17 protein-coding genes and 1 tRNA gene are annotated in these 19,007 nt (G+C 76.5%); 4 read left to right on the plus strand and 14 right to left on the minus strand.

What is annotated here, in order from left to right; genetic code table 11:
* Positions 1–16: 16 nt before the first annotated feature.
* The 4 genes from RM780_RS05385 to RM780_RS05400 form a co-directional block, all read right to left on the minus strand.
* Positions 17–844: an SAM-dependent methyltransferase gene (locus tag RM780_RS05385; protein ID WP_311629316.1), complete on the minus strand. Its 828-nt coding sequence runs from the start codon at positions 842–844 to the stop codon at positions 17–19.
* Positions 845–1,056: 212 nt separating this feature from the next.
* On the minus strand, positions 1,057–1,566 hold the full coding sequence (locus RM780_RS05390) for a hypothetical protein (RefSeq protein WP_311629317.1): 510 nt from the start codon (positions 1,564–1,566) through the stop codon (positions 1,057–1,059).
* Positions 1,553–2,581 carry a helix-turn-helix domain-containing protein gene (locus RM780_RS05395; protein ID WP_311629318.1) on the minus strand — a complete coding sequence of 343 codons (1,029 nt, stop codon included), beginning with the start codon at positions 2,579–2,581 and terminating at the stop codon, positions 1,553–1,555. The genes RM780_RS05390 and RM780_RS05395 overlap by 14 nt, the downstream gene beginning before the upstream one ends.
* A 156-nt stretch (positions 2,582–2,737) precedes the next feature.
* Positions 2,738–3,004, minus strand: a complete 267-nt coding sequence (locus RM780_RS05400) for a hypothetical protein (protein WP_311629319.1) — start codon at positions 3,002–3,004, stop codon at positions 2,738–2,740.
* 478 nt (positions 3,005–3,482) lie between these two features.
* Between RM780_RS05400 and RM780_RS05405 the strand changes: the two genes are divergently transcribed.
* On the plus strand, positions 3,483–4,400 hold the full coding sequence (locus RM780_RS05405; protein WP_311629320.1) for an alpha/beta hydrolase family protein: 918 nt from the start codon (positions 3,483–3,485) through the stop codon (positions 4,398–4,400).
* A gap of 27 nt (positions 4,401–4,427) precedes the next feature.
* Here the strand turns inward: RM780_RS05405 and RM780_RS05410 are convergent, their stop codons facing one another.
* Both RM780_RS05410 and RM780_RS05415 read right to left on the minus strand, forming a co-directional pair.
* On the minus strand, positions 4,428–5,705 hold the full coding sequence (locus tag RM780_RS05410) for a PucR family transcriptional regulator (protein WP_311629321.1): 1,278 nt from the start codon (positions 5,703–5,705) through the stop codon (positions 4,428–4,430).
* Between the two features lie 644 nt (positions 5,706–6,349).
* On the minus strand, positions 6,350–6,610 hold the full coding sequence (locus RM780_RS05415) for a hypothetical protein (protein WP_120760512.1): 261 nt from the start codon (positions 6,608–6,610) through the stop codon (positions 6,350–6,352).
* A gap of 170 nt (positions 6,611–6,780) precedes the next feature.
* Between RM780_RS05415 and RM780_RS05420 the strand changes: the two genes are divergently transcribed.
* Positions 6,781–9,255 carry an NB-ARC domain-containing protein gene (locus RM780_RS05420; protein WP_311629322.1) on the plus strand — a complete coding sequence of 825 codons (2,475 nt, stop codon included), beginning with the start codon at positions 6,781–6,783 and terminating at the stop codon, positions 9,253–9,255.
* 51 nt (positions 9,256–9,306) lie between these two features.
* Here RM780_RS05420 and RM780_RS05425 read toward each other — a convergent pair whose 3' ends face one another.
* The 6 genes from RM780_RS05425 to cseB form a co-directional block, all read right to left on the minus strand.
* Positions 9,307–10,545, minus strand: a complete 1,239-nt coding sequence (locus tag RM780_RS05425; protein WP_311629323.1) for a chromosomal replication initiator protein DnaA — start codon at positions 10,543–10,545, stop codon at positions 9,307–9,309.
* Between the two features lie 77 nt (positions 10,546–10,622).
* The gene (locus RM780_RS05430) at positions 10,623–11,141 is read right to left on the minus strand and encodes a hypothetical protein (protein ID WP_311629324.1); all 519 of its coding nucleotides are present in this window, start codon (positions 11,139–11,141) and stop codon (positions 10,623–10,625) included.
* Positions 11,142–11,239: 98 nt separating this feature from the next.
* A complete protein-coding gene (locus tag RM780_RS05435) occupies positions 11,240–12,082 on the minus strand; it encodes an SGNH/GDSL hydrolase family protein (protein ID WP_311629325.1) in 843 nt (280 codons plus the stop codon).
* Between the two features lie 141 nt (positions 12,083–12,223).
* Positions 12,224–13,195 carry a D-alanyl-D-alanine carboxypeptidase family protein gene (locus RM780_RS05440; RefSeq protein WP_311629326.1) on the minus strand — a complete coding sequence of 324 codons (972 nt, stop codon included), beginning with the start codon at positions 13,193–13,195 and terminating at the stop codon, positions 12,224–12,226.
* Positions 13,196–13,319: 124 nt separating this feature from the next.
* On the minus strand, positions 13,320–14,603 hold the full coding sequence (locus RM780_RS05445; RefSeq protein ID WP_311629327.1) for a sensor histidine kinase: 1,284 nt from the start codon (positions 14,601–14,603) through the stop codon (positions 13,320–13,322).
* Position 14,604: 1 nt separating this feature from the next.
* Positions 14,605–15,339 (minus strand): two-component system response regulator CseB, encoded by a 735-nt coding sequence (gene cseB / locus RM780_RS05450; protein WP_311629375.1) that lies wholly within the window; start codon positions 15,337–15,339, stop codon positions 14,605–14,607.
* A gap of 474 nt (positions 15,340–15,813) precedes the next feature.
* Between cseB and RM780_RS05455 the strand changes: the two genes are divergently transcribed.
* Together RM780_RS05455 and RM780_RS05460 are read left to right on the plus strand one after the other, a co-directional pair.
* Complete coding sequence (locus RM780_RS05455) at positions 15,814–16,608, plus strand: hypothetical protein (RefSeq protein ID WP_311629328.1); 795 nt, start codon at positions 15,814–15,816, stop codon at positions 16,606–16,608.
* A 385-nt stretch (positions 16,609–16,993) separates the two neighbouring features.
* On the plus strand, positions 16,994–17,689 hold the full coding sequence (locus tag RM780_RS05460) for a S1 family peptidase (RefSeq protein ID WP_311629329.1): 696 nt from the start codon (positions 16,994–16,996) through the stop codon (positions 17,687–17,689).
* Positions 17,690–17,738: 49 nt separating this feature from the next.
* Here RM780_RS05460 and RM780_RS05465 read toward each other — a convergent pair whose 3' ends face one another.
* Both RM780_RS05465 and RM780_RS05470 read right to left on the minus strand, forming a co-directional pair.
* Positions 17,739–18,638 (minus strand): hypothetical protein, encoded by a 900-nt coding sequence (locus RM780_RS05465; RefSeq protein WP_311629330.1) that lies wholly within the window; start codon positions 18,636–18,638, stop codon positions 17,739–17,741.
* A gap of 241 nt (positions 18,639–18,879) precedes the next feature.
* Positions 18,880–18,952: transfer RNA gene (locus RM780_RS05470), tRNA-Arg, on the minus strand.
* Positions 18,953–19,007 lie beyond the last annotated feature (55 nt).

The raw sequence follows: 19,007 nt of genomic DNA on the forward strand, positions 1-19,007 counted from the left end.
CCCCCGCCCCGGCCGTTCAGGGCAGGCGCCCGACCCCGCCGAACTCCACGAGGTCCTCGCCGGACCGCCCCCCGCACTGCCGCGGCAGCAGGTCGGAGTCGGGCCGCCATCCGGCCACGTCCCCCAGGCCGGGCGGCAGCACGCGCAGCCTCCCGAAGAACGCCGCCACCTCCTCGGGGGCGCGCACGTCCCCGAAGCCCTCGGCGGCCGTCTCCCGCATGAACCGCGTCACGCGCTCCCGCGTGCGTTCCCGCGCGGAGGCGAGCTGGCTGATCGCGGCGAAGCTGCCCGGGGCGAGCCGGTCCAGCAGCGCGTCGACCACCTCGCGCGGGCCCTCGGGCCCCGGCAGGCAGTGCAGCACCGAGACCAGCAGCACCGCGGCCGGAAGCTCCACGTCGATGCGCTCCCGGAAGCGGGGATGCGCGAAGACCTCCCCGGGCCGGCGGAGGTCGGCGCGCAGGGCCGCCACGCGCTCGCCGCGCTCCAGGTACTTGCGTCCGAAGGCGGCCACGACCGGGTCGTTGTCCACGTACACCACGCGGGCCCGCGGCTCGGCCTCCTGCGCGATCTCGTGGACGTTGTTGTGCCGGGCGGGAATTCCGGCCCCGAAGACGATGAACTGCCGCACGCCCGCCTCGGCGGCGAGGTGGCGGACGGCGCGTTCGAGAAAGCGCCGCTGGTGCAGCACGGCGGCCCTGATCCCCGGGGCCAGGCCGAGTAATTCCGCGCAGGCCAGGCGGTCCGCGGCGTAGTGGTCCTTGCCCCCCAGCAGGTAGTCGTACATGCGCGCGACGCTCGGGACGTTCAGGTCGAGGGTGGGGAATCCGGGCTGAGTCCTGTCCATGCCCATGCAGTGGCGCCTACCTGGTCGGGGAGGGGGAAAAACGCCGCGGATGTGCGGCGGTTCCTCATGCTAGGACTCCCGGGGGGCGGATCTCAGGCAGATCGGGGGGAGGGTCGGTTGCGAAACGCGCGCCGCCGAAGCGTTCGGGCCCTGGCGTGGAGACGGCGTGCGCCTGGCGCGCCGTGGCGCGGCGGCTCTCCCGGGGGCGGGGCTCAGGCGCCGGCGCGCGGGAGGCGGCGCAGAACGTCCGGCGGCAGGGCGCGTTCGGCGCGCAGCAGGCGGCAGGTGGCCTCCCAGGGAGAGATGCCCATCAGCTCCGCGGCCCGCGCCCGGTCCAGGGAGAGCCGGCGGCAGAGCACCACCGCGTCGGCCTCGGGCGCGGGGAGGAGGCGGTGCAGCAGGTCGCCGTTCGCGCCGCCGCGGCACGGGCGCCGGGCGGCGGCCCGCGCCACGTGGCCGCGCAGCACGCTCCAGGCGGCGGCCTCCACGCGGGGGCTGCTCAGCACGGCGGGCCACTGGGTGGCCAGGTCGCCGAGCGCGCCCTCGACCACGGGCTCGGCGGGGCAGCCGGTGGGGAGGCGGGCGCGGCAGTAGCGCAGGTAGTCGCGGTGGTGCAGCAGGCAGAAGGCGGTGAACGTCGAGGGCATCCGCACCCGCGGCTGCCCCGGGGCGACATCCGCCCGCCCCTGGCCCGTTCGGGCGCGGCCGTCAGGGGTGGCCATCGCAGCTCCCGTCCTCCGGGCCGCCGCGCCGGGGCCCTTCCGCCTCGGCCGCGCGCCCCTGGGTGCGGACCGCGCTGTCGTGAACGCCCTCCCACAGCGGACGGTAGTGGGCGGGCGTTCCCCCCAGGGCGGAGACCAGCGCGGCCAGCCGCTCCCAGGGCGGCACCAGGCGCCCGGCCAGCGCGTCCTCCACCAACTCGGCGCCGAGCGCCCCCTCCGAGCGGCGGCGCACCTCCTGGGGGGTGGGGCGCCCGGCGGCCAGGTGCAGCCCGCGCAGCGCGGCGTGCAGGGCCGCCGCGGCCTGCGGGATCGAGGGGACCGCGGGGGCGCTCAGGCCGTGCGCGCTCTCCCAGAGCACCCGCAACTCGGCGGGCTGGGTGCCCAGTTCCAGCGCCAGCGAGCAGGTCATGTCCCAGCCGGGCAGGCGGTGGCCGGCGAGGGTGCGCGAGAGGTGGGAGGGCGAGACGCCCAGGCGCCGGGCCAGCTCCGGCCGCGGCATGCCGCTCTCGCGCACGAGGTGGAAGAACGCGGAGACCAGCAGCCGCCCGGCCCCGCCGCCCGCGGGGCTCGCCGGGGCCACCTCGGGCGCGCGCTCTCCCGCGCGGGCCCGCAGCAGGCGTTCCACCGCGCTGTGGCGCCACTTGGAGCGGGCCGTGGCCACGCTGACCCGAGCGGCCTCGGCCACCGCCTCCCACTTGGTGCCCCCGTGCCGGGCGTCGAGCACCGCCGCGGCCACGTAGGCGTCGATGTCACGGGAGAGGCCGTGCGCCAGGCCCAGCAGCGCCCCGAGGTCCCGCCGCCCGTACTCGGCCCGCACCAGCAGGGCCGCGGCCTCCTGGATGTCCTCGGCGATACGCTGGGCCAGCAGCGGCCTGGGCCGGTCCCGGCCCTCCCGGGCGCGCTGGGCCTCGCGCCGGCAGCGGGCGTCGCAGTACCGCCGCCTGCGGCCCGGGCCCCGGCGCTGCACCAGCTCGGCGCCGCAGTTCTCGCACCCCTTGACGCCCTGCTCACTCACCGGCACAACGAAGCCCCTCCGACAGTGACGGAATTTCTCCCCGGGTCCGCTCGGATTCCGCACGCCCGCCGCCGCCCGCGCCCTCGCGGCCCGGCCCGGCGGGCCTGCCCCCCCGGGCGCCCCGCCGGCTCCGGCCGCCGGCGGGGCGCCCGCTTGTCAGAGGTGGCACACCCGCAGGTAGGAGCAGTGGGCCGGCCGCCCGGCCGCCAGCATCGCACCGACCAGGAAAAGCCCCTCGGGCTCGTGCCATTCCCCGGTCGCCACGAGGGCGAGCGCCAGAGGGAGGGTGAACAGCACGCCCAGGGGCAGCGAAATTCGCACCGCACTCAGCACTTCGCGCCGCCGGGCGGCGCCCGGCCCGGTGATACAGTCCTGAAACGCGCTGGAGGCGGCGACCTCCTGCGTGAAATGACGTTCGGGCATCGGATATTCCTCAGTCTCGGGCGGACAGAATGGGGCCCCGGCTGCTTCCGACGGCGACGCCGGGGCCCTTTCTCAACCTATCGCCTCCCTGTCCCCCACACGGCCCACAGCGCCCGCTAATACAAAGATCTGCTCGCCGGGGCGTCGAAATTCGCGCCCCCCACGGGAAAAGCCGTGCGAAGAGAGCGCGGGGGCGGGCGTTCCGTGCGGCAACAGCCGGTCGGCGAGCTCCTGTACGGAAAGAATTCCGGGCATCCGCGATCGCGGAGAGACGCTTTTCGTTCAACGCCGGTCGCGGGCGCCGCCGCGCGAGCCGGTCGCCCCGGCGCGACCGCCGCGCGGCGCGCCTTCCTTGTGAAGCGTCACAAGCGCGCCGCGTCCGATTCGGACAACAGGCCAAGGGGCGAACGCGCGCCGCGGCGGCAGCATGTGGGGACTCCGCGTCCCGCCGCCGTTCCCTCACCCCCAGGAGCCCCCCATGCGCCGTCGCCCCGAACGCCCGGCCCGCCGTGCGCGGATGAAGCTCGCCGGGGGCGCCCTGCTCGCGGGGGCGGTCCTGCTCGGCGCCGGGACCCTGCCGGCGCTCTCCGGCTCGGCCTCCGCGGTGGAGACCGCCGTGGCCGGCGAGTTCCGCCGCGGCCCCGCCCCGACGGCCGAGGCCCTGTCGGCGCAGGAGGGGCCGTTCGAGTACGCCACGGTGACCGTGCCCGACCAGCGCACCTTCGACGGCGGCACCATCTACTACCCCACCGACACCAGCCAGGGCACCTTCGGCGCCGTGGCCGTCTCCCCGGGCTTCACCGCGCGGCAGAACTCCATCGCCTGGTACGGCCGCACGCTCGCCTCGCACGGCTTCGTGGTCTTCACCATCGACGTGGAGAACACCTGGCTCAACTGGCCCGACTCCCGCGGCAGCCAGCTCCTGGACGCGCTCGACTTCCTCACCGAGCGCAGCTCCGTCCGCGACCGGATCGACCCCGAACGCCTCGCCGTCGCCGGGCACTCGATGGGCGGCGGCGGCGCGCTGCGCGCCTCCTTCCTGCGCCCCGAGCTCCGGGCCGCCGTCCCGCTGACCCCGTGGCACACGTGGAAGAGCTGGTCGAACACCACCGTGCCGACCCTCATCGTCGGCGCCGAGAACGACACGACCGCCGGGGTCGCCCAGCACTCCGAGCGGTTCTACGCCAGCCACGGCGCGGACGAGCGGGCCTACCTGGAGCTGAACGACGCCGTCCACGCCACGCCCGCCCGCTTCGACCCGACCATCGCGCGGTACACCGTGGCCTGGCTGAAGCGGTACGTCGACAACGACACCCGCTACGAGCAGTTCCTGTGCCCCGCGCCCCGGCCCAGCGAGACCATCCAGGAGTACCGCGCGGCCAACTGCGCGGCCTGACGGCTCGGTCCCGCGCCGGCCGGCGATTCACGCCTCCGCGGCCTCCTCGCCCGTGCCCCGCCGCCCGGCGGTGTCGTGGGCGAGGACGGCCGCGCGCAGCACGAGCAGACCCGTCCCGGCCGAGGTGTCCTGGCCGGTGAGGGCGCAGACCCGCCCCAGCCGGTAGTCCACGGTGTTGGGGTGGACGCCCAGGAGGGTCGCCGTGCGGCGGCGGTTGAGCCCCGAGCCGAGGAACGCCCGCAGCGTGGCCAGCAGGTCCTCCCGCTGGGCGACCGGCGCCAGCAGGGCGGCGAGGTGGTTCTGCGCGGGCCCGGGACGGCTGAGCTGGTGCTCCAGGAACAGGTCGGCCAGCCGGTAGACGCCCGGCGGACGGCCGGCGATGAGCGCCAGGTCGCGCAGCTCGTGCGCCAGGCGCGCGGCGGCGGGCACCCCCGGGGGCGCGCAGGGCTGCGCCCCGGCCACGATCGGCGCCCCGCAGGCGTCGGCCAGGCCCGCGACCAGGCCCGTCAGGCGCGGCCACCCGTCCGGGTCCTCCGGGTCCTCGCGCTCGTGCGGGACCGGCACCAGCGCCAGCCCCTGGTCCGCGGTCAGGCGCAGCAGCGCCCCGCGCCCCACCCTGCGGTCCAGCTCGGCGCGCAGCCGGCGCAGCTTGCGGCGGGCCGCGATCGCCGGGTCGGTGTGCGGGCGTTGCTCGTCCGGGTGCGGGCTGACGGTCAGGGCCAGGGCCACGTAGGCGGCGGGCAGGGAGATCCCGGCGCGGGCGGCGTGCGGGCTGGGGTCGCCGCCCTCCAGCAGCGCGGAGAGCAGGGAGTCCCGGGCCGCGTGGTACTCGCTGTGCTCGGCGCTGCGCTCGTCCAGGTACCCGGCGGCGACGGCGGCCGTGATCTGCCCCAGGTGGTGGAACATCGCGCGCTGCAACGCCACCACGTCCCGCAGGTCCTCGCCCCCGGCCTCGCGGGTGAGGGAGTCCAGGCAGGCCGCGGCGCCGACGTGGTAGGCATTGATCACCGCGTCCAGGGGCAGCCCCTCCTCCGCCCGCCGCGCCGCGGAGGAGCGCACGAACTCCAGGTGCTCCTCCGAGGGCGGCCGTCCCGTGCGCAGGATCTCGGCCAGCATCCGCAGCGTCGAGCGGACGGCGGCCTGAACGTCCCCGTGCAGCTGTTCGGCGGGCAGCCGGGCGTAGTCGGGCAGGGTCCGGGCCAGGTGGCGGGTCAGCTCGGCCGTCAGCCGCGGCAGCTCGGTGATCAGGGTCTGGTGCAGGGCGACCCCGCCCACGTGCGGCGTGGCGTTGGTGGCACGCGTCATCCCGGTGGCTCCTTCCCGGCCCGCTCGCCCGCGCCCCGCGCGTGGCGGCCGGTCCGCGGGACGATACCCCGGACCCCCGCGCGCGGGGGAGGGCCCGGCGGGCGGGAATGCGGGAGCGGGAATGCGGGAGCGGGAATCAGAGAACGGGAATACGGAGCCCTCCGCGGTGCCGGGCTCCGGGAACCGCCGGACGTGATCACGCGCGGCGCCTCGGCGCCGCCGGGCGGAGACGACAGTGACGGCCGCGTGTCCCGCCGCGGCCCGGACATCCGCCCCCGGGCCCCCTTTCCGGTTGTGGCGCGGGCCGCACATCGACCTGCTGCGCGTGGCCGGCGCGCTCTGTCGCCGCCGACGGCCGCCACCGCTCTCGTTACGCCCGCACTTCCGGCGTTTCCCCTTCTTCTCCCTTGCGCCCGCGCCGCCGACGCCGTTCCCGCGCGGGCGGCGGGCGTTCCCACGCCGGGCGCCCGGGGAAGCCCCCGCACCTCTTCGGGGACCTGGCGTCGGGGACCTGGCGGCCCTCATCGACGACACCGCCCGCGCCGCCGGGCAGCGCAGGGTCCGGCATCGAGACCACCGGACCCGGCCCGCCCGGACGCGGCCCCGCGGTGACCGGGGTGCGGCGTTTTCGACGCGGAGCGGGCTCAGGCGGAGCGGAGGTGGTACGCGGTGCGGGCGCCCAGCCAGGCGGTGTAGAGGGCCGTGCCGACGAGGGCCGCCTTGCGGGTGCGCTCCACGGTCAGGCCGACGCCCAGGGCCAGCTCGGTGGCGCCGTTGCGCTTGATCCAGGCGCCCGTGTTCCGGGGGAACGGCAGCCGGGAGATGGGCTCGAAGGCCTTCGGGGCGGCGAAGTGCGCGGCGCCGGTGGCGGCCAGCACGAGGCCGGCGGTGCGGAGGAGAGCCATGAGGGGAACTTCCTTTCCACGAAGGAGACGCCGTCCGAAGCGCGTATCGACGGTATGGGTGGGGCGGATGAGGTGTCAACGGACGCCCGTGCCGCCGATTCCGGCCTCGGGGCGCCCCCGGCGCGCCGGTCGGCGGGTCCCCGGCCGACGCGCCGGGCCCGAATGCCCTGGTGGGCTACCGTACTTGGGACGGTCGAGGCGGGGAGGGCGGGCGGGTGGAGCTGCTGACGACGGCCGCGGTACTGGCGGCCGTGGAGTCGGTCACGTCGGACGTCGTGGCGGGCGCCACGGGCGAGTTCGGCCGCCGGGCCTCCGAGGCGCTCGCCGGGCTCGCGCGGCGGCTGTGGCGGCGGGATGGGGAGGACGGCGAGGGCGGCCCCGGGGACGGGGAGCCGGTGCTGCCGGAGACCGCCGAGGAGCGCCGCGAGCTGGCCCGCCGCCTGCTCGAACTGGCAGGCCAGGACCCGGAGTTCGCCCGCGACCTGGAGGGCTGGCTGCGGGACTCCGCCGGAGTCGTCGAGGACCGCGAGCGCGAGGCCCGCCGCGCGCTCGCCCGGCCCCGCCTCCTGCCGCCCGGCACCCCGGCGTTCACCGACCGCGAGGGCGTGCTGGACACCCTGACCGCCCTGGCGGACGCGGGGGCCGCCGCCCCGGGCGGCCCGCGCGTCGTCGTGCTGCTGGGCCCCGGGGGCATCGGCAAGACCGCCACCGCCGTGCACGCCGCCCACGCCCTGGCCGGGCGCTACCCCGACGGGCAGCTCTACGCCGACCTGCGCGGCGCCTCCGCGGCCACCGCCGCCTCGCCCTCCGAGATCCTGGGCCGCTTCCTGCCCGCGCTGGGACTCGCGGACGGGGCGGTGCCGGGGGAGGAGCGGCGCCAGGTGGACCGCTACCGGGACCTGACCGCCGGGCGGCGGCTGCTCGTTCTCCTGGACAACGCCCACTCCGCCGCTCAGGTCGTTCCCCTGCTGACCGCCTCCTCCGGCTCGCTGGTCCTGGTCACCAGCCGGTACCGGCTGCCGGAGCTGGTGCGCGACCACGGCGCCCGCCTCGTTCCGCTCGGGCCGCTGGAGGACGCCGACGCCGTGCGCCTCCTCGCGCGGATCGCCGGCCCTGAGCGCGTGGCGCGGCAGCCCGCGCACGTGGCCGCCGTCGCCCGCTCCTGCGCGGGCGTCCCGCTCGCCCTGTGCGCCACCGGCGCCCGCGCGGCGGAGCGCGAGCACCTGAGCTGGGAGCGCATCGTGCGCGAACTCTCCCCGGAGAACGGGGCGTTCAGCGGAGAGGAGGAACCGGACGGACGAGACCCCGTCCTCCTCGCCACCCACCTCTCCTACCGCGAGCTGAGCCCGCCCGCCGCCCGCCTCTACCGGCTGCTGGGGCAGCGCCCCTGGCCGCAGATCCCGGTCGGCGCCGCCGCCGCGGCGGCGGGCCCGGCGGCCGGTCCCGAGGCGAGCCCGGCCGAGGAGGACCAGGCTCGCGCGCTCCTGGAGGAGCTGGCCCGGGTCCACCTGCTGGAGGAGGTGGCCGAGGAGCGCTACCGCTTCCACGACGCGGTGCGCCGCCACGCCGCCCGGCAGGCCGCGCGCGAGGAGAGCCCCGCCGAACTCGCCCGCGCAACCGGCCGGATGGCGCGCTGGTTCCTGCGCCGGGCGGCGGAGGCCGACGCGGCCGTGCTCCCGGGCCGCTGGCGCCTGGGCCCGGCCTTCCCGGGCCCGCCGCCGCCCGGCGCCCCGCCGCGCCCGGTGGCCCCGGCCCTCGCCTGGCTGCGGCGCGAGCGCGAGAACCTGGCCGAGGCCGTCCGCGCGGCCGAGGAGCAGGGTTCCGACGGCCTCGTCTGGCAGCTCTGCGAGGCCACGTGGAGCCTGCACCTCAAGCTCGGCTTCCACCAGCAGCAGGCGGACACCCACGCCCGCGGCGTCGCCGCCGCCCGCCGTGCCGCCGAGGACTTCGGCGACGCCCGCGCCGAGGGCCGGATGCGGGTGCAGCACGCCTTCGCCCTCATGGGCCTGGGGCGGACGGAGGAGGCCGAGGAGCAGCTCCGGGACGCGGCCGAGGCCGACCGGCGCGCCGGGCACCGCCGCGGCCAGGCCACGGCCGAGGAAACGCTGGGGCTGCTGCGGCTGCGCCAGTGGCGCTGGGCCGAGGCGGAGGCCGCGTTCGCGCGGGCCCGGGAAACGCTCGGCCTGATCGCCCCCGACGAGGAGGGCGCGCGTGACGTGCCGCGCGCCACGGCCCTGCTGGCGTTCCACACCGGCCGGGCCCTGCGCGGCGACGGGCGGCTGACGGAGGCCGTCCGCCGGCTCCTCGAGGCCCTGGCCCTCTTCGGCGCGCTGGAGGTGCCCGACCCCTACAACGGGGCCCGGGTGCGCACCGCTCTGGGGGAGACGCTGCTCGACGCGGGCGACCCCGGGGCCGCCCGCGCCCCGCTGGACGAGGCCCTTGAGGTGCTGTCGGCCGAGGGCGCCTGGCTCCCGCAGGCCGAGGCCGCGCTGCTGCGGGCCCGCTGCGCGCGGGACCTGGGCGACGCGGAGGGGGAGGCCGCGTTCCTGCGCACCGCCCGGAAGCTGTACGAGCGCACGGGCGAACTCGCCGCCGCCGCGCGGGTGGAGGACCGCCTGGCGCGGCTCGGCGGCGACGGCCCCTAGCCGGGGGCCGCGGCGCGCCCGGCCCTCGGTCACGGCCCGGTCCCGGGCCCCCTACGGGCCCGGCTCCACGCGGACGTGGTGGCCGGTCCCTCCGGTGAGCACGGTCAGGCCCTCCGCGGCGAGGCGGGAGAGGTCCCCGCCGCCGGACAGCCAGGCGTAGAGGGCCGAGGCGTAGGCCGCGGGGTCGCACAGGTCGGGGCGGCCCGAGGCGTCCGGGGCGGCGGTCAGGCGGAGCGTTCCCCCGCCGCGCGGCCGGGCCAGGCAGCGGTCGGGGCCGGTGATCCAGGCGGCGAGGGCGCAGCCGGGGTGGCGTTCCAGCACCTCCGCCGTCCACGCCTCCGGCGGCCCGGCCGGGCCCGCCTCGTCCTCCCCGGGGCCGCGCAGCACGAGGTCGGCGACCGCCAGGGCGGCGAGGTCGCGGGTGTCCTCGTGAACGGCCGTGTGCGCCTCCTCGAACCCGGCGGCCTCCGGCTCGAACGGCGGTCCCGCGAACCGCTTGACCGCGACCGCCGGGAGCGGCCCGGCGGCCGGGCGGGTCAGCACGCGCAGCGGCGCGGTGCGCGGGGCCGGCTCCGGGCGGGGCGGGAGGAGGCGGTCCAGGAGCGCCGGGCTCCCGGCCGGCTCGGGGATGCCGATCAGCCGGTAGAACAGCGCGCGCAGCAGGGCCGCCGAGCCGCCCGGGGCCGAGGTGACCAGCTCCCGCGGCCCGGCGTGGCGGGCGGGGTCGTGCGCGGAGACGGCCCGTTCGATCTGTGCCCGGAGGCTCCCGGCCGCGTTCAGCCGGGGTGCGTGCCGCCCCAGCGCGGCCACCGGGGAGGCCGGGTCGAGGTCGGCGCCGGCGTCCGGGTCGGGGAAGGCCGCCAGCAGCACGGGGCGGCCGAGCGCGGCGGCGTAGAAGGTCACCGAGCCGTGGTCCCCGATCACGCAGTCCGCCGCGATCAGTGCCTGCCGCCACCCCTCCAGCGGCGGGATCAGCAGCAGCCCGGCCCGGCGCGCCCCGTCCAGCCAGGCCCGCACCTGGCCGGGGCCGTGCCCGTGCCAGACGTTGGGGTGCAGAACGGCCGCCGTCCGGTACTCGTCGGCGGACAGCTCGGCCGTCAGCCGGGGCAGGAGTCCCGGCGGGGCGTCGGGGCCCTGCGGCTCGCTCCGGCCCAGCAGCGAGGCGCCGCCCCAGGTGGAGGTGACCAGGACCAGGCGCTGGCCCCGTGCCACGCCCAGCGCGCGGCGGAACCGCTCGCGGTAGGGCAGCGCGGCGAGGAGGCGGTCGTAGCAGGGGTCGCCGGCCAGCACGGCGGTGAGGGCGGCCGGCGGACAGGCGGCCCGCAGGCGGTCAAGCTGCTCGGGGTGGGACAGGACAGTGGCGGCGGCTATCGGCTCACCGTCGTGCAGCAGCCACTCGGGACCGAGACCGAAGGCCGGGCCGCTGGCCGCTGGCCGCTGGCCGCTGGCCGCTGGCCGCTGGCCGCTGGCCGCTGGCCGCTGGCCGCTGGCCGCTGGCCGCTGGCCGCTGGCGCCAGCTTCTTATTGTATCCGGCGCCGTGCGAGAGAACGGCCAACTTGCCCCGTATCGCATGGAGTTGACCGCCGTAGCTGGCCGCGACCGCGAGGTCGACCGGGGTGCGCACCGCCTGCCGCCACGGCAGCACGGGCAGCCCGGCCGACTCCAGCAGCCGCGGCACGCCGTCCGGGAAGGGCGAGGACCCCGTGCAGGTCGCCAGCAACTGCACGCGCCCGTCGTCCGCGAACAGCGGCAGGACGTCCAGCAGGCGGGTGGCGGAGGTGACGTTGTGCACGACGAGCAGGACCCGCCGGCGCCCCCGCCCCGTCACCCAGCGCTCCGCCTCCCGCCCCACCGGCACCCTGACGTGCGGGAGTTCCCCCACCACCCACCCCCACCGCGACACGCTTCACCCGGGCAACGACGGCAGATCGTAACCCGCCGCCGGGCCCGGGCAGCGCTCGCGGGAGGGGCAACGCCCGGGGCTCAGCCGCGGGCGGCCCGGGCGACCTCGGCGCCGAAGGCGGCCATGCCGCGGGCGTTGGGGTGCAGCGGGGCGGCGGGGCTGACGGCCACCAGGCCCTCCAGGTACCGCTCCCCGGCCGGGGCGCAGGTGTCGTGGCCGACGCTGACGGCGGCCAGGTCCACGTAGCCGGCGCCGTGCGCCTCGGCCTGGCGGCGCAGGGCGTCGTTCAGCGCGTCGACCGAGCCCTGGACGTAGTCGGCGTCCCGGGACCAGATGGGCTGCGCGGGCCAGCAGCCGCCGTCCCGCAGGTAGGTGCCGTAGCCGGCCACGAGGATCCGCGCGTGCGGGGCCCGCCGCCGGATCTCCGCCAGGGCCTCCCCGAACGCCGGCTCCCAGGCGCGGATGGCCTCGGCGACCCGGTCGGTGCCCCCGGCCGTCATCTCGTCGGCGCAGGAGCGGCCCAGCGGGGGCGGCAGCAGGTTCACGCAGCCCAGGGTCAGGGCGACCAGCTCGGTGTCGTTGCCGCCGATGGTGACGGTCACCAGGTCCGTGGACTCGTCCAGCGCCTCGTACTGCGGGGAGGAGCCGCCGGAGAAGTCCTCCAGGGTGGCGCCCGAGCAGGACACGTCGGTCAGCTCGGCGCCCAGCTCCGCCGCCGCGACCGAGGGGTAGTTGCGGTCGGAGCGCAGGCAGTCCCGGTCGACCTGGTCCGGGATCAGCGGCCCGGCGGCGGCCGAGTCGCCCATCGCCACGTAGCGCAGGGGCTCCTGCGCCTCCGAGGCGTGGCCGGGGCCCGCGCCCCAGCCGAGGACGGCAGCCAGCGCCGCCGCGCTGACGGCCGTGACCGTGGTGTTTCGTCGCATGGGGCCTCCCTCGGCGCCGCGCCCCGCCGTTGGGACGCGCCCCCATATGGTGCCGCCCCGGGGCCGCCCGGGTCCTTGGCCCTCTGCCCGAATCGCCCGGGGCGCGCTTGTGACGCGTGACAAGTGCTGGGCGCCGAGGGGTCACGCCGCCCGGTGCCCGGCCAGGGCCTCGCGGGCGGCGCGGACCAGGGCCCGGCCGGCCTCCGCCGCCGCGGCGCTGCCCCGCGCGGGGGTGGTACCGGCCTCCTGGTGGAGGACGACGCCGAGGATCAGCGGGCCGTCGCCGGGCGCGCGGGCCGCCCACATCAGGGCGCCGCCGGCCGGGGTGCTGGAACCGGTCTTGATGCCGATCACGCCGTCGGCGCCGAGCAGGTCGTTGGTGTTGTCGAAGCGGCGCGGGTTCCCGGGGACGGTGATGCGCTCGGTGGCGACGACCTCCCGGAACGCCGGCTCCGTCATCGCGTGCCGGGCCAGGATCAGCTGGTCGGCGGCGGTGCTGACGGTCGAGGCCGCGTAGCCGCTGGCGGAGGTGTAGGTGGTGTCGGCCATACCCAGCTCCTCGGCGGCCTCGTTCATGCGGGCGACGAACGCCTCCTCGCCTCCGGCGTCCCAACGGGCCAGCAGGCGGGCGATGTTGTTGCCCGAGGGGACAAGCATCATCTCCAGCAGCTCGCGCTGGCTGAACGCGTCGCCCTCGCGCACCGGCACGGCCGACTCGTCCGGGTTCCAGGACTCGTTCGCCGCCGTCGCGTCGACGGTGATCTCCGGGCCGTCCTCGCCGGAGGCGAGCGGGTGGCCGCGCAGCAGCACCCAGGCCGTCATCACCTTCGTCAGGCTGGCGATCGGCATCGGGCGCTGCTCGCCGCTCGTGCCGAGGCTGCCCAGGCCCTCCGCCTCGACGGCCGCCTGGCCGTCCTCGGGCCAGGGCAGGGCGTCGGCTATCCGGGCCTGCTCGCCCGTCAGGACCTGGGCGGGCCTGGCGTCCGGCCCGTCCGGGGGCGAGGTGAGGCCGGTGACGGCGGCGACGGCGGCCAGGGTGAGGGCGGCGACGGCCCCGGTCAGCAGCGCGAGCCGGCGGCGGGGGCGGTCCGCGGGTGCGGAGTGAGCACGCATGGAAGGGAGACCTCCGGTGGGCGGGAACGCGGCGGGCTGCCGCGTTCACCACCCTCGGCGGGCGGTGTGTCCGTCCGGCCGGAACCAGGGCCCGGCCGCCCCTCCGTCGTGTATCGGCCGGGTTTCAGCCGGCGCGGCCCTCGTCCCAGGCGGGGCCGCCCGGCAGCCGGAGGGTGGCGACGGCGCCGCCGCCGGGGGCGTTGGCGAAGGTGAGGGCGGCGCCGATGACCGCCGCCTGGCCCGCGGCGATGGTCAGCCCGAGGCCGTGGCCCCGGCCGCGCTCCGCCGCTCCGCTGCGGAAGCGCTGCGGCCCGTCGGCCAGCAGCTCGGCCGGGAAGCCCGGCCCGTGGTCGCGCACCACGATCGCCGCCCCGTCCCGTTCCGCGGCCACCTCGACCTCCACCGGCGGGCTCCCGTGCCGGTGGGCGTTGACCAGCAGGTTGGTGACGATCCGGTCCAGGCGCCGGGGGTCGGTGGCGGCGGCGGGCTCCCCGTCGACGGTGATCCGGGCGGCCAGGCCCGCGCGGGCGGCCGACTCGCGGACCGCCTCGCCGAGCGCGACGGGCACCGCCTCGGCGCGCTCCGCGCCCGCGTCGAGGCGGGAGATCTCCAGCAGCTCCTCGACCAGCTTCCGCAGCACGGCGACCCGGTTCCTGACCAGGCCGGTGGCCTCGCTCTCCGGCAGCAGCTCGGCGGCGGTGACCAGGCCGGCCAGGGGCGTTCGCAGCTCGTGGGCGACGTCGGCCGTGAAGCGCTGCTCGCCGCGCAGCCGGCCGCGCAGCGCGTCCGCCATCGCGTCGACGCTCGCGGCGATGCCGGCGACCTCGTCGCCCCCGCGCCTGCCCCGCGCGCCCGTCCGGGCGTCGAGGTCGCCGGCCGCGATCCGCCGCGCGGTGGCGGCGACCCGCCGCAGGCGCCGGTTGGGCAGCTCGGCGGCGAGCAGCGACAGCGGGACGACGACGGCCAGCACGGCCAGCGCCGCGCGCAGCATGGTGCGGTCCAGGGCCTGGCGGCTGCGCAGGTCGGCGCCCACCTCGATGCGAACGGCCAGCGGGCGGCCGTCGTCGAGCGTTCCGGCCGCCCACATCCAGGGCCGGTCCGCGTGGCTGTCGTCGTACCAGGTGGTGTACTCGCCGGGGCGGATCCGCTGCCGCAGCTCCGGGGGCAGGTCCGCCGCTTCCTGGAGGGGCTCGGCCACGGCGGCCTCGTCCTTGGTGCGCCGGTGCTCCTCGATCACGGTGGTCAGCTCGCGGACGGCCCAGCCCGCGCCCTCGTTCATCGAACGGTCGTAGGTGCGCTCGTGGACCAGCAGCCCGACGGCCAGGGCGACCGCGCAGGAGGCCGCGGACACCAGGGCGGCGATCTTCCAGCGCAGCGAACGCCAATGCAGAAAGGGCCAGTTGCGCACGTCAGCGCCGCAGCTTATAGCCGAAGCCGCGGACCGTCTCGATCCGGTCGGCGCCGATCTTCTTGCGCAGCCGCTGCACGCACAGGTCCACGACGCGGCTGTCGCCGTCCCAGCCGTAGTCCCAGACGTTCCGCAGCAGCGTCCCGCGGTCCAGCACGATCCCGGGGTGCGCCGCGAACTCCAGCAGCAGCCGCAGCTCGGTCGGCGCGAGGGCCACGGGCGCGCCCGCGCGGCAGACCTCAAGGCCCGCGGTGTCGATCGTCACGTCGCCGAACGACAGCCGGGCGCCCGGCCGTTCCTCCTCCGCGGGCTCGGGCGCGCCGGGCTCGGGCGGGCCGAACGCGGCCCGCCGCAGCAGCGCGCGGATCCGGGCCACCAGTACGGGGGTGTCGACCGGCTTGACGACGTAGTCGTCGGCCCCCGCCTCCAGCCCCGCGACCACGTCCAGCGCGTCGCCCCGCGCGGACATCATCAGGATCGGCGCCAGGCTGGTCTCGCGCACCCTGCGGCACAGCCCGATCCCGTCCAGGCCCGGCAGCATCACGTCGAACAGCAGCACGTCGTGCCGCCGCGCGCGCTGCGCCTCAAGACCCGCCAGGCCGTCGGCGGCCACGTCCACACGGTAGCCGTAGCGCTCCAGCGCCATGGCCACGGCCCGGCGGATGACCTCGTCGTCCTCCACGAGCAGCACCGTGACGGGCGCGGCGGAAGGACCGGCCGTGCCGGGACCGGGCACGGTCACCGCACCGGGCGAAGGAGAAGGCGCGCACACACCCCTCCATGATGCCCGCGAACCCCGCGACCCGGCCGCGACCACGTATCAGCCACGCATCATCGCCCGCCGCCGGCCCGCCGGGGAGTGACCCGCGGGGCCTCCCGAGGGCTCGGACCTCGTCGGCCACAGGCCGGTGAACACCGCGGCCCCGAGGCCCTGCGGCACCCACATCCCGGCCCCGACGTACATCCGCGTCCCGTTCGCCACGGGCCCGCTCAGTCCGGACCGCATCGGCGGACGGGGCGACCGACTCCTGTGACCACAACCCGCCCCGCGCGGCCCTGTCTACCCCGTTCCCGGGACTTCCCCGAACTCATTGCGCCTTGCGGTGGCAACTGCCTAGCGTGGTAATCGACTTACGAGCGGCCGAGGCGAGCGCATCGTCAGTGACGGGGGGTTGTCGTGGGGAGCGGCAAGGGGTTACCGGATCCGAGGATGGTGGCATGGCTGGGCCTGGCGGGAACGGCCATTACCGTGCTGGCGTTCTTCGGCATCAGCAACTTCGAGGAGCTTCAGCAGGCGCTTGACGAGGAGTCAGCAGGCTCCCGGAGCGCGGATTCCGCCGCAGGAGCCTCCGGCGGTGCCGGCGACGGCGAGTACGGCGGTGCGTACTCAAGCAGTGGCGCGGACGGCGGCGTCGGCGACGAGAGCTCCTCGGGCGGGGTCGACGACGACGAGGCCACCGTCGCGGGCGGGGACAGCGGCTACACCGAGGCGCCGCCCAGCCCGACTCCCGAGCCCGATCCGACACTCGACGCCTTCCGGGCGGTCAGTGCCGGTGACTGCCTCCACACCTGGATGGTCTCCGGCGACCGGTGGTCCAGCGACATTCCGGAGATCATCTCCTGCGAGGCGGACGGCGCCGCCGTGTACGTGACCCGGGTCTCGGACAGCGCGGGTTCGTGTCCGGTCGACGCCGGCCGGTCGTATCTCTCCTACCGGGGCGAGGAGGAGACCGCGGTGCTCTGCGTCACCCGGCTGTTCGAGGCCGGGCAGTGCTTCCTCGGCAGCCCCGGCAACAGCGCCAACCTCATGAGCTGGGTGGACTGCGAAGCGACCAGGGTTCCGCAACCCTACGACCGGATCTTCAACGTCACCGGCTACTACAACTCCTCCTACGGCACCGGCGCCGCCGTGTGCCGCCGCGTCGCCGGTGACACGACCAGGTATCTGAGCTGGGTCGTCGACCAGGGCGCGGCCGTCCTGTGCGCGGTTGTGTACCGAAGCTGAGGACGGCGGGAGGCAGCCGGCGCCGACCACGACGAGGGCCGCGGGACGCGGGCGCCTGGCTCGGCGGGCGCCGCGAGGAGTCCGCCACCGAATGTCGCGGGGGCGAGTAACCCCAAGGCCCGCCCCCCGGACCTCACGCGCCTGCTTCCGCCGGCCCGGGCCGTAATTTTCACTGTTGACAGATTGCCGGGGAAAGCCCTGCTCATCGAGGGCCCGCCCGCGGAAGCCCCGGCTTTCGCCCTTGTGCCGTGCGGCCGGCGCTTCTAGCGTTCTGCTCGCTCGCGGCATTCCGTAGCGCGGAATGCCGAATTCCCGGCGCCCCGGCCGCGCCTCCTCAACTGACGCGTGTTCTCGTGGTCAGTCCCCCACTCATTGGAGAAGTCTCGTGCGCATCAAACGGCACCTGATCGCGTTGTGCGGAGTCCTCCTCGCGACGCTCGCCGGCATTCTCCCGGCGTCCGCCGACGCCCCGAAGCCGGGCGCCCCGCAGCCGATCATCGGCGGCGGCTTCGCCTCGCAGGGCCCCTGGGCCGTGGCCATCATGGTCAACGGCCAGCAGAACTGCTCCGGGACGATCGTCGCCGCCCGGTACGTGCTGACCGCGCGGCACTGCGCCAACGCCGGCAACACCTTCCTGATAGGAAGCACCGACCGCAACGCGGGCCAGGTGCGCCGCCCGATCCGGGCCATCGCGCATCCCTCGGCCGACATCATCCTGTACGAGCTGAACTCACCGGTCACCACCACCTACGCCGTGCTGACCACGACCCAGCCCTCCGTCGGCAGCACGGAGCAGGTGTACGGATTCGGCCGCACGGAGTCGGCGCGCGACTCCCGCTACCTCAAGGTGGCGTCCATGAGGATCACCCGGGTCTCCTCCGCCTACATCGACGCCACGCGGATCAACGGCTACACCGGGCCCGGGGACTCCGGCGGGCCCGTGTTCCAGAACGGCCGGCTGATCGGCGTCCACTCCTACGGCGACACGTCGGCGGGCACCTCAGGACACGTCAACGTCCTCACCTACCGCCAGTGGATCCTGTCCAACTCCGGACAGCTCGCGACGGCGGCGGCGGCCTGACGCGGTGACGGGCCGTCCCGCCCGCCCCGGTGGCCGCGGGAACGGCCCGTCACCATTCCCAGTGAATCGCGTAACGGCCAGGGCTCGCCTGGGAGACGGCGAATTGCACCCCGTGCGTCCCGTCGAGGGAAAGGCCGCCGCCGCGCACTTCCTCGGTCTCGCTGTGAAAGGTCCATCTGCAGCGCGCGGGCACCGCGTCCTCGTGGAACTGAATCTCCGCGAAGTACTCGTGGACGGGAAAGGCGAGTTTCCGCTCGAATCGCGTCGACCGGGCCGAGGCGGGCGTGTACAGCACCTCGTATTCCACCATGATGACGTCGCCGCGGGCCAGCTCGCGGTCGAATTCCAGGGAGGCGATCACATAGCCCTGTTCGGGAAAATAGCTCGCCGACCGCACGGAACAGTGCCGCAGCGGACGGAGCAGGGGGCGCCGCGCCTGCGGGTCGTCCGGCGCGAGCACCACCGGGAGCCGGGACACCCCGGACCGCGTGGCCCTCAGCACCAGCCGCACCCGCATGGACTGTTCGCTGCGCCGCGGCCCGAGCGTCGCGAAGTCGTGGTGGCTCAGCCGCACGAGGAACTCGTCGTCGGCGTTCACGTCCCGCAGCAGGGAGGGGATCTGCGGGTCCGCGGGCCACATCGTCTCGGCGGGGACCCGCCGTTGCCCCTGGGGACCCGGCCCGCGAAGCCGCCGTGGCCCCAGCGCCGAGGTCAGCGATCCGCTCGGCATCGCGAGGATGTCCTCCAGCGCCGCCAGGGCCACCAGGGACTCCCGGCGCTCCGGCCTGCGCTGCCCGGTCTGCCACAGGCTCAGGGTGGACACGCTCAGCGCGTGCCCCCGCTGCGCCAGCCGGTGCCGGACGCGCTCCAGCCCGAGTCCGCTGCGGCGTATCGCCGCCCGCAGCACGGAAGCGAAAGCCTGGTCCTCCTCCGGCGCGTGGTCCGGCATGTCGTACCCCCGCCCTGTCGATGCCGGCCGGACAGGCTGATCAGCACGACCGGCACCCTCCCAGCGCCCCACGACCCGCAGGGTGTGATCCTCGGCGTGTGGCCGGGCGGGCCGGCCAGCGCATCACCCTCACAGCCGACACGGTCGGTCACATCGCCACCACAGCGGCGCTCGGGGGCGGGGTGACCGGCTCGGCCCTACCGCAAAGTAACCACAACGAGCACCCGGTGAAGCAGTGCGGTGCCCCCGGCAGGACTCGAACCTGCGGCCAAGTGCTTAGAAGGCACCTGCTCTATCCGCTGAGCTACGGGGGCTGGACATGGTCGTGGCGTGGGACGGTGGCCCCCTCGGTGACCTCGCCGGGTAGAG

Origin of the sequence: Streptomyces boetiae, assembly GCF_031845405.1 — a bacterium.
In the GTDB taxonomy this organism is placed as follows: domain Bacteria; phylum Actinomycetota; class Actinomycetes; order Streptomycetales; family Streptomycetaceae; genus Streptomyces; species Streptomyces boetiae.

What these genes read in the sequence shown, in the direction of transcription:
- RM780_RS05385 (WP_311629316.1), bottom strand. Translation starts at nt 844, where the DNA reads ATGGACAGGACTCAGCCCGGATTCCCCACCCTCGACCTGAACGTCCCG.
- RM780_RS05390 (WP_311629317.1), bottom strand. Translation starts at nt 1,566, where the DNA reads ATGGCCACCCCTGACGGCCGCGCCCGAACGGGCCAGGGGCGGGCGGAT.
- RM780_RS05400 (WP_311629319.1), bottom strand. Translation starts at nt 3,004, where the DNA reads ATGCCCGAACGTCATTTCACGCAGGAGGTCGCCGCCTCCAGCGCGTTT.
- RM780_RS05405 (WP_311629320.1), top strand. Translation starts at nt 3,483, where the DNA reads ATGCGCCGTCGCCCCGAACGCCCGGCCCGCCGTGCGCGGATGAAGCTC.
- RM780_RS05410 (WP_311629321.1), bottom strand. Translation starts at nt 5,705, where the DNA reads ATGACGCGTGCCACCAACGCCACGCCGCACGTGGGCGGGGTCGCCCTG.
- RM780_RS05415 (WP_120760512.1), bottom strand. Translation starts at nt 6,610, where the DNA reads ATGGCTCTCCTCCGCACCGCCGGCCTCGTGCTGGCCGCCACCGGCGCC.
- RM780_RS05435 (WP_311629325.1), bottom strand. Translation starts at nt 12,082, where the DNA reads ATGCGACGAAACACCACGGTCACGGCCGTCAGCGCGGCGGCGCTGGCT.
- RM780_RS05440 (WP_311629326.1), bottom strand. Translation starts at nt 13,195, where the DNA reads ATGCGTGCTCACTCCGCACCCGCGGACCGCCCCCGCCGCCGGCTCGCG.
- RM780_RS05455 (WP_311629328.1), top strand. Translation starts at nt 15,814, where the DNA reads ATGGTGGCATGGCTGGGCCTGGCGGGAACGGCCATTACCGTGCTGGCG.
- RM780_RS05465 (WP_311629330.1), bottom strand. Translation starts at nt 18,638, where the DNA reads ATGCCGGACCACGCGCCGGAGGAGGACCAGGCTTTCGCTTCCGTGCTG.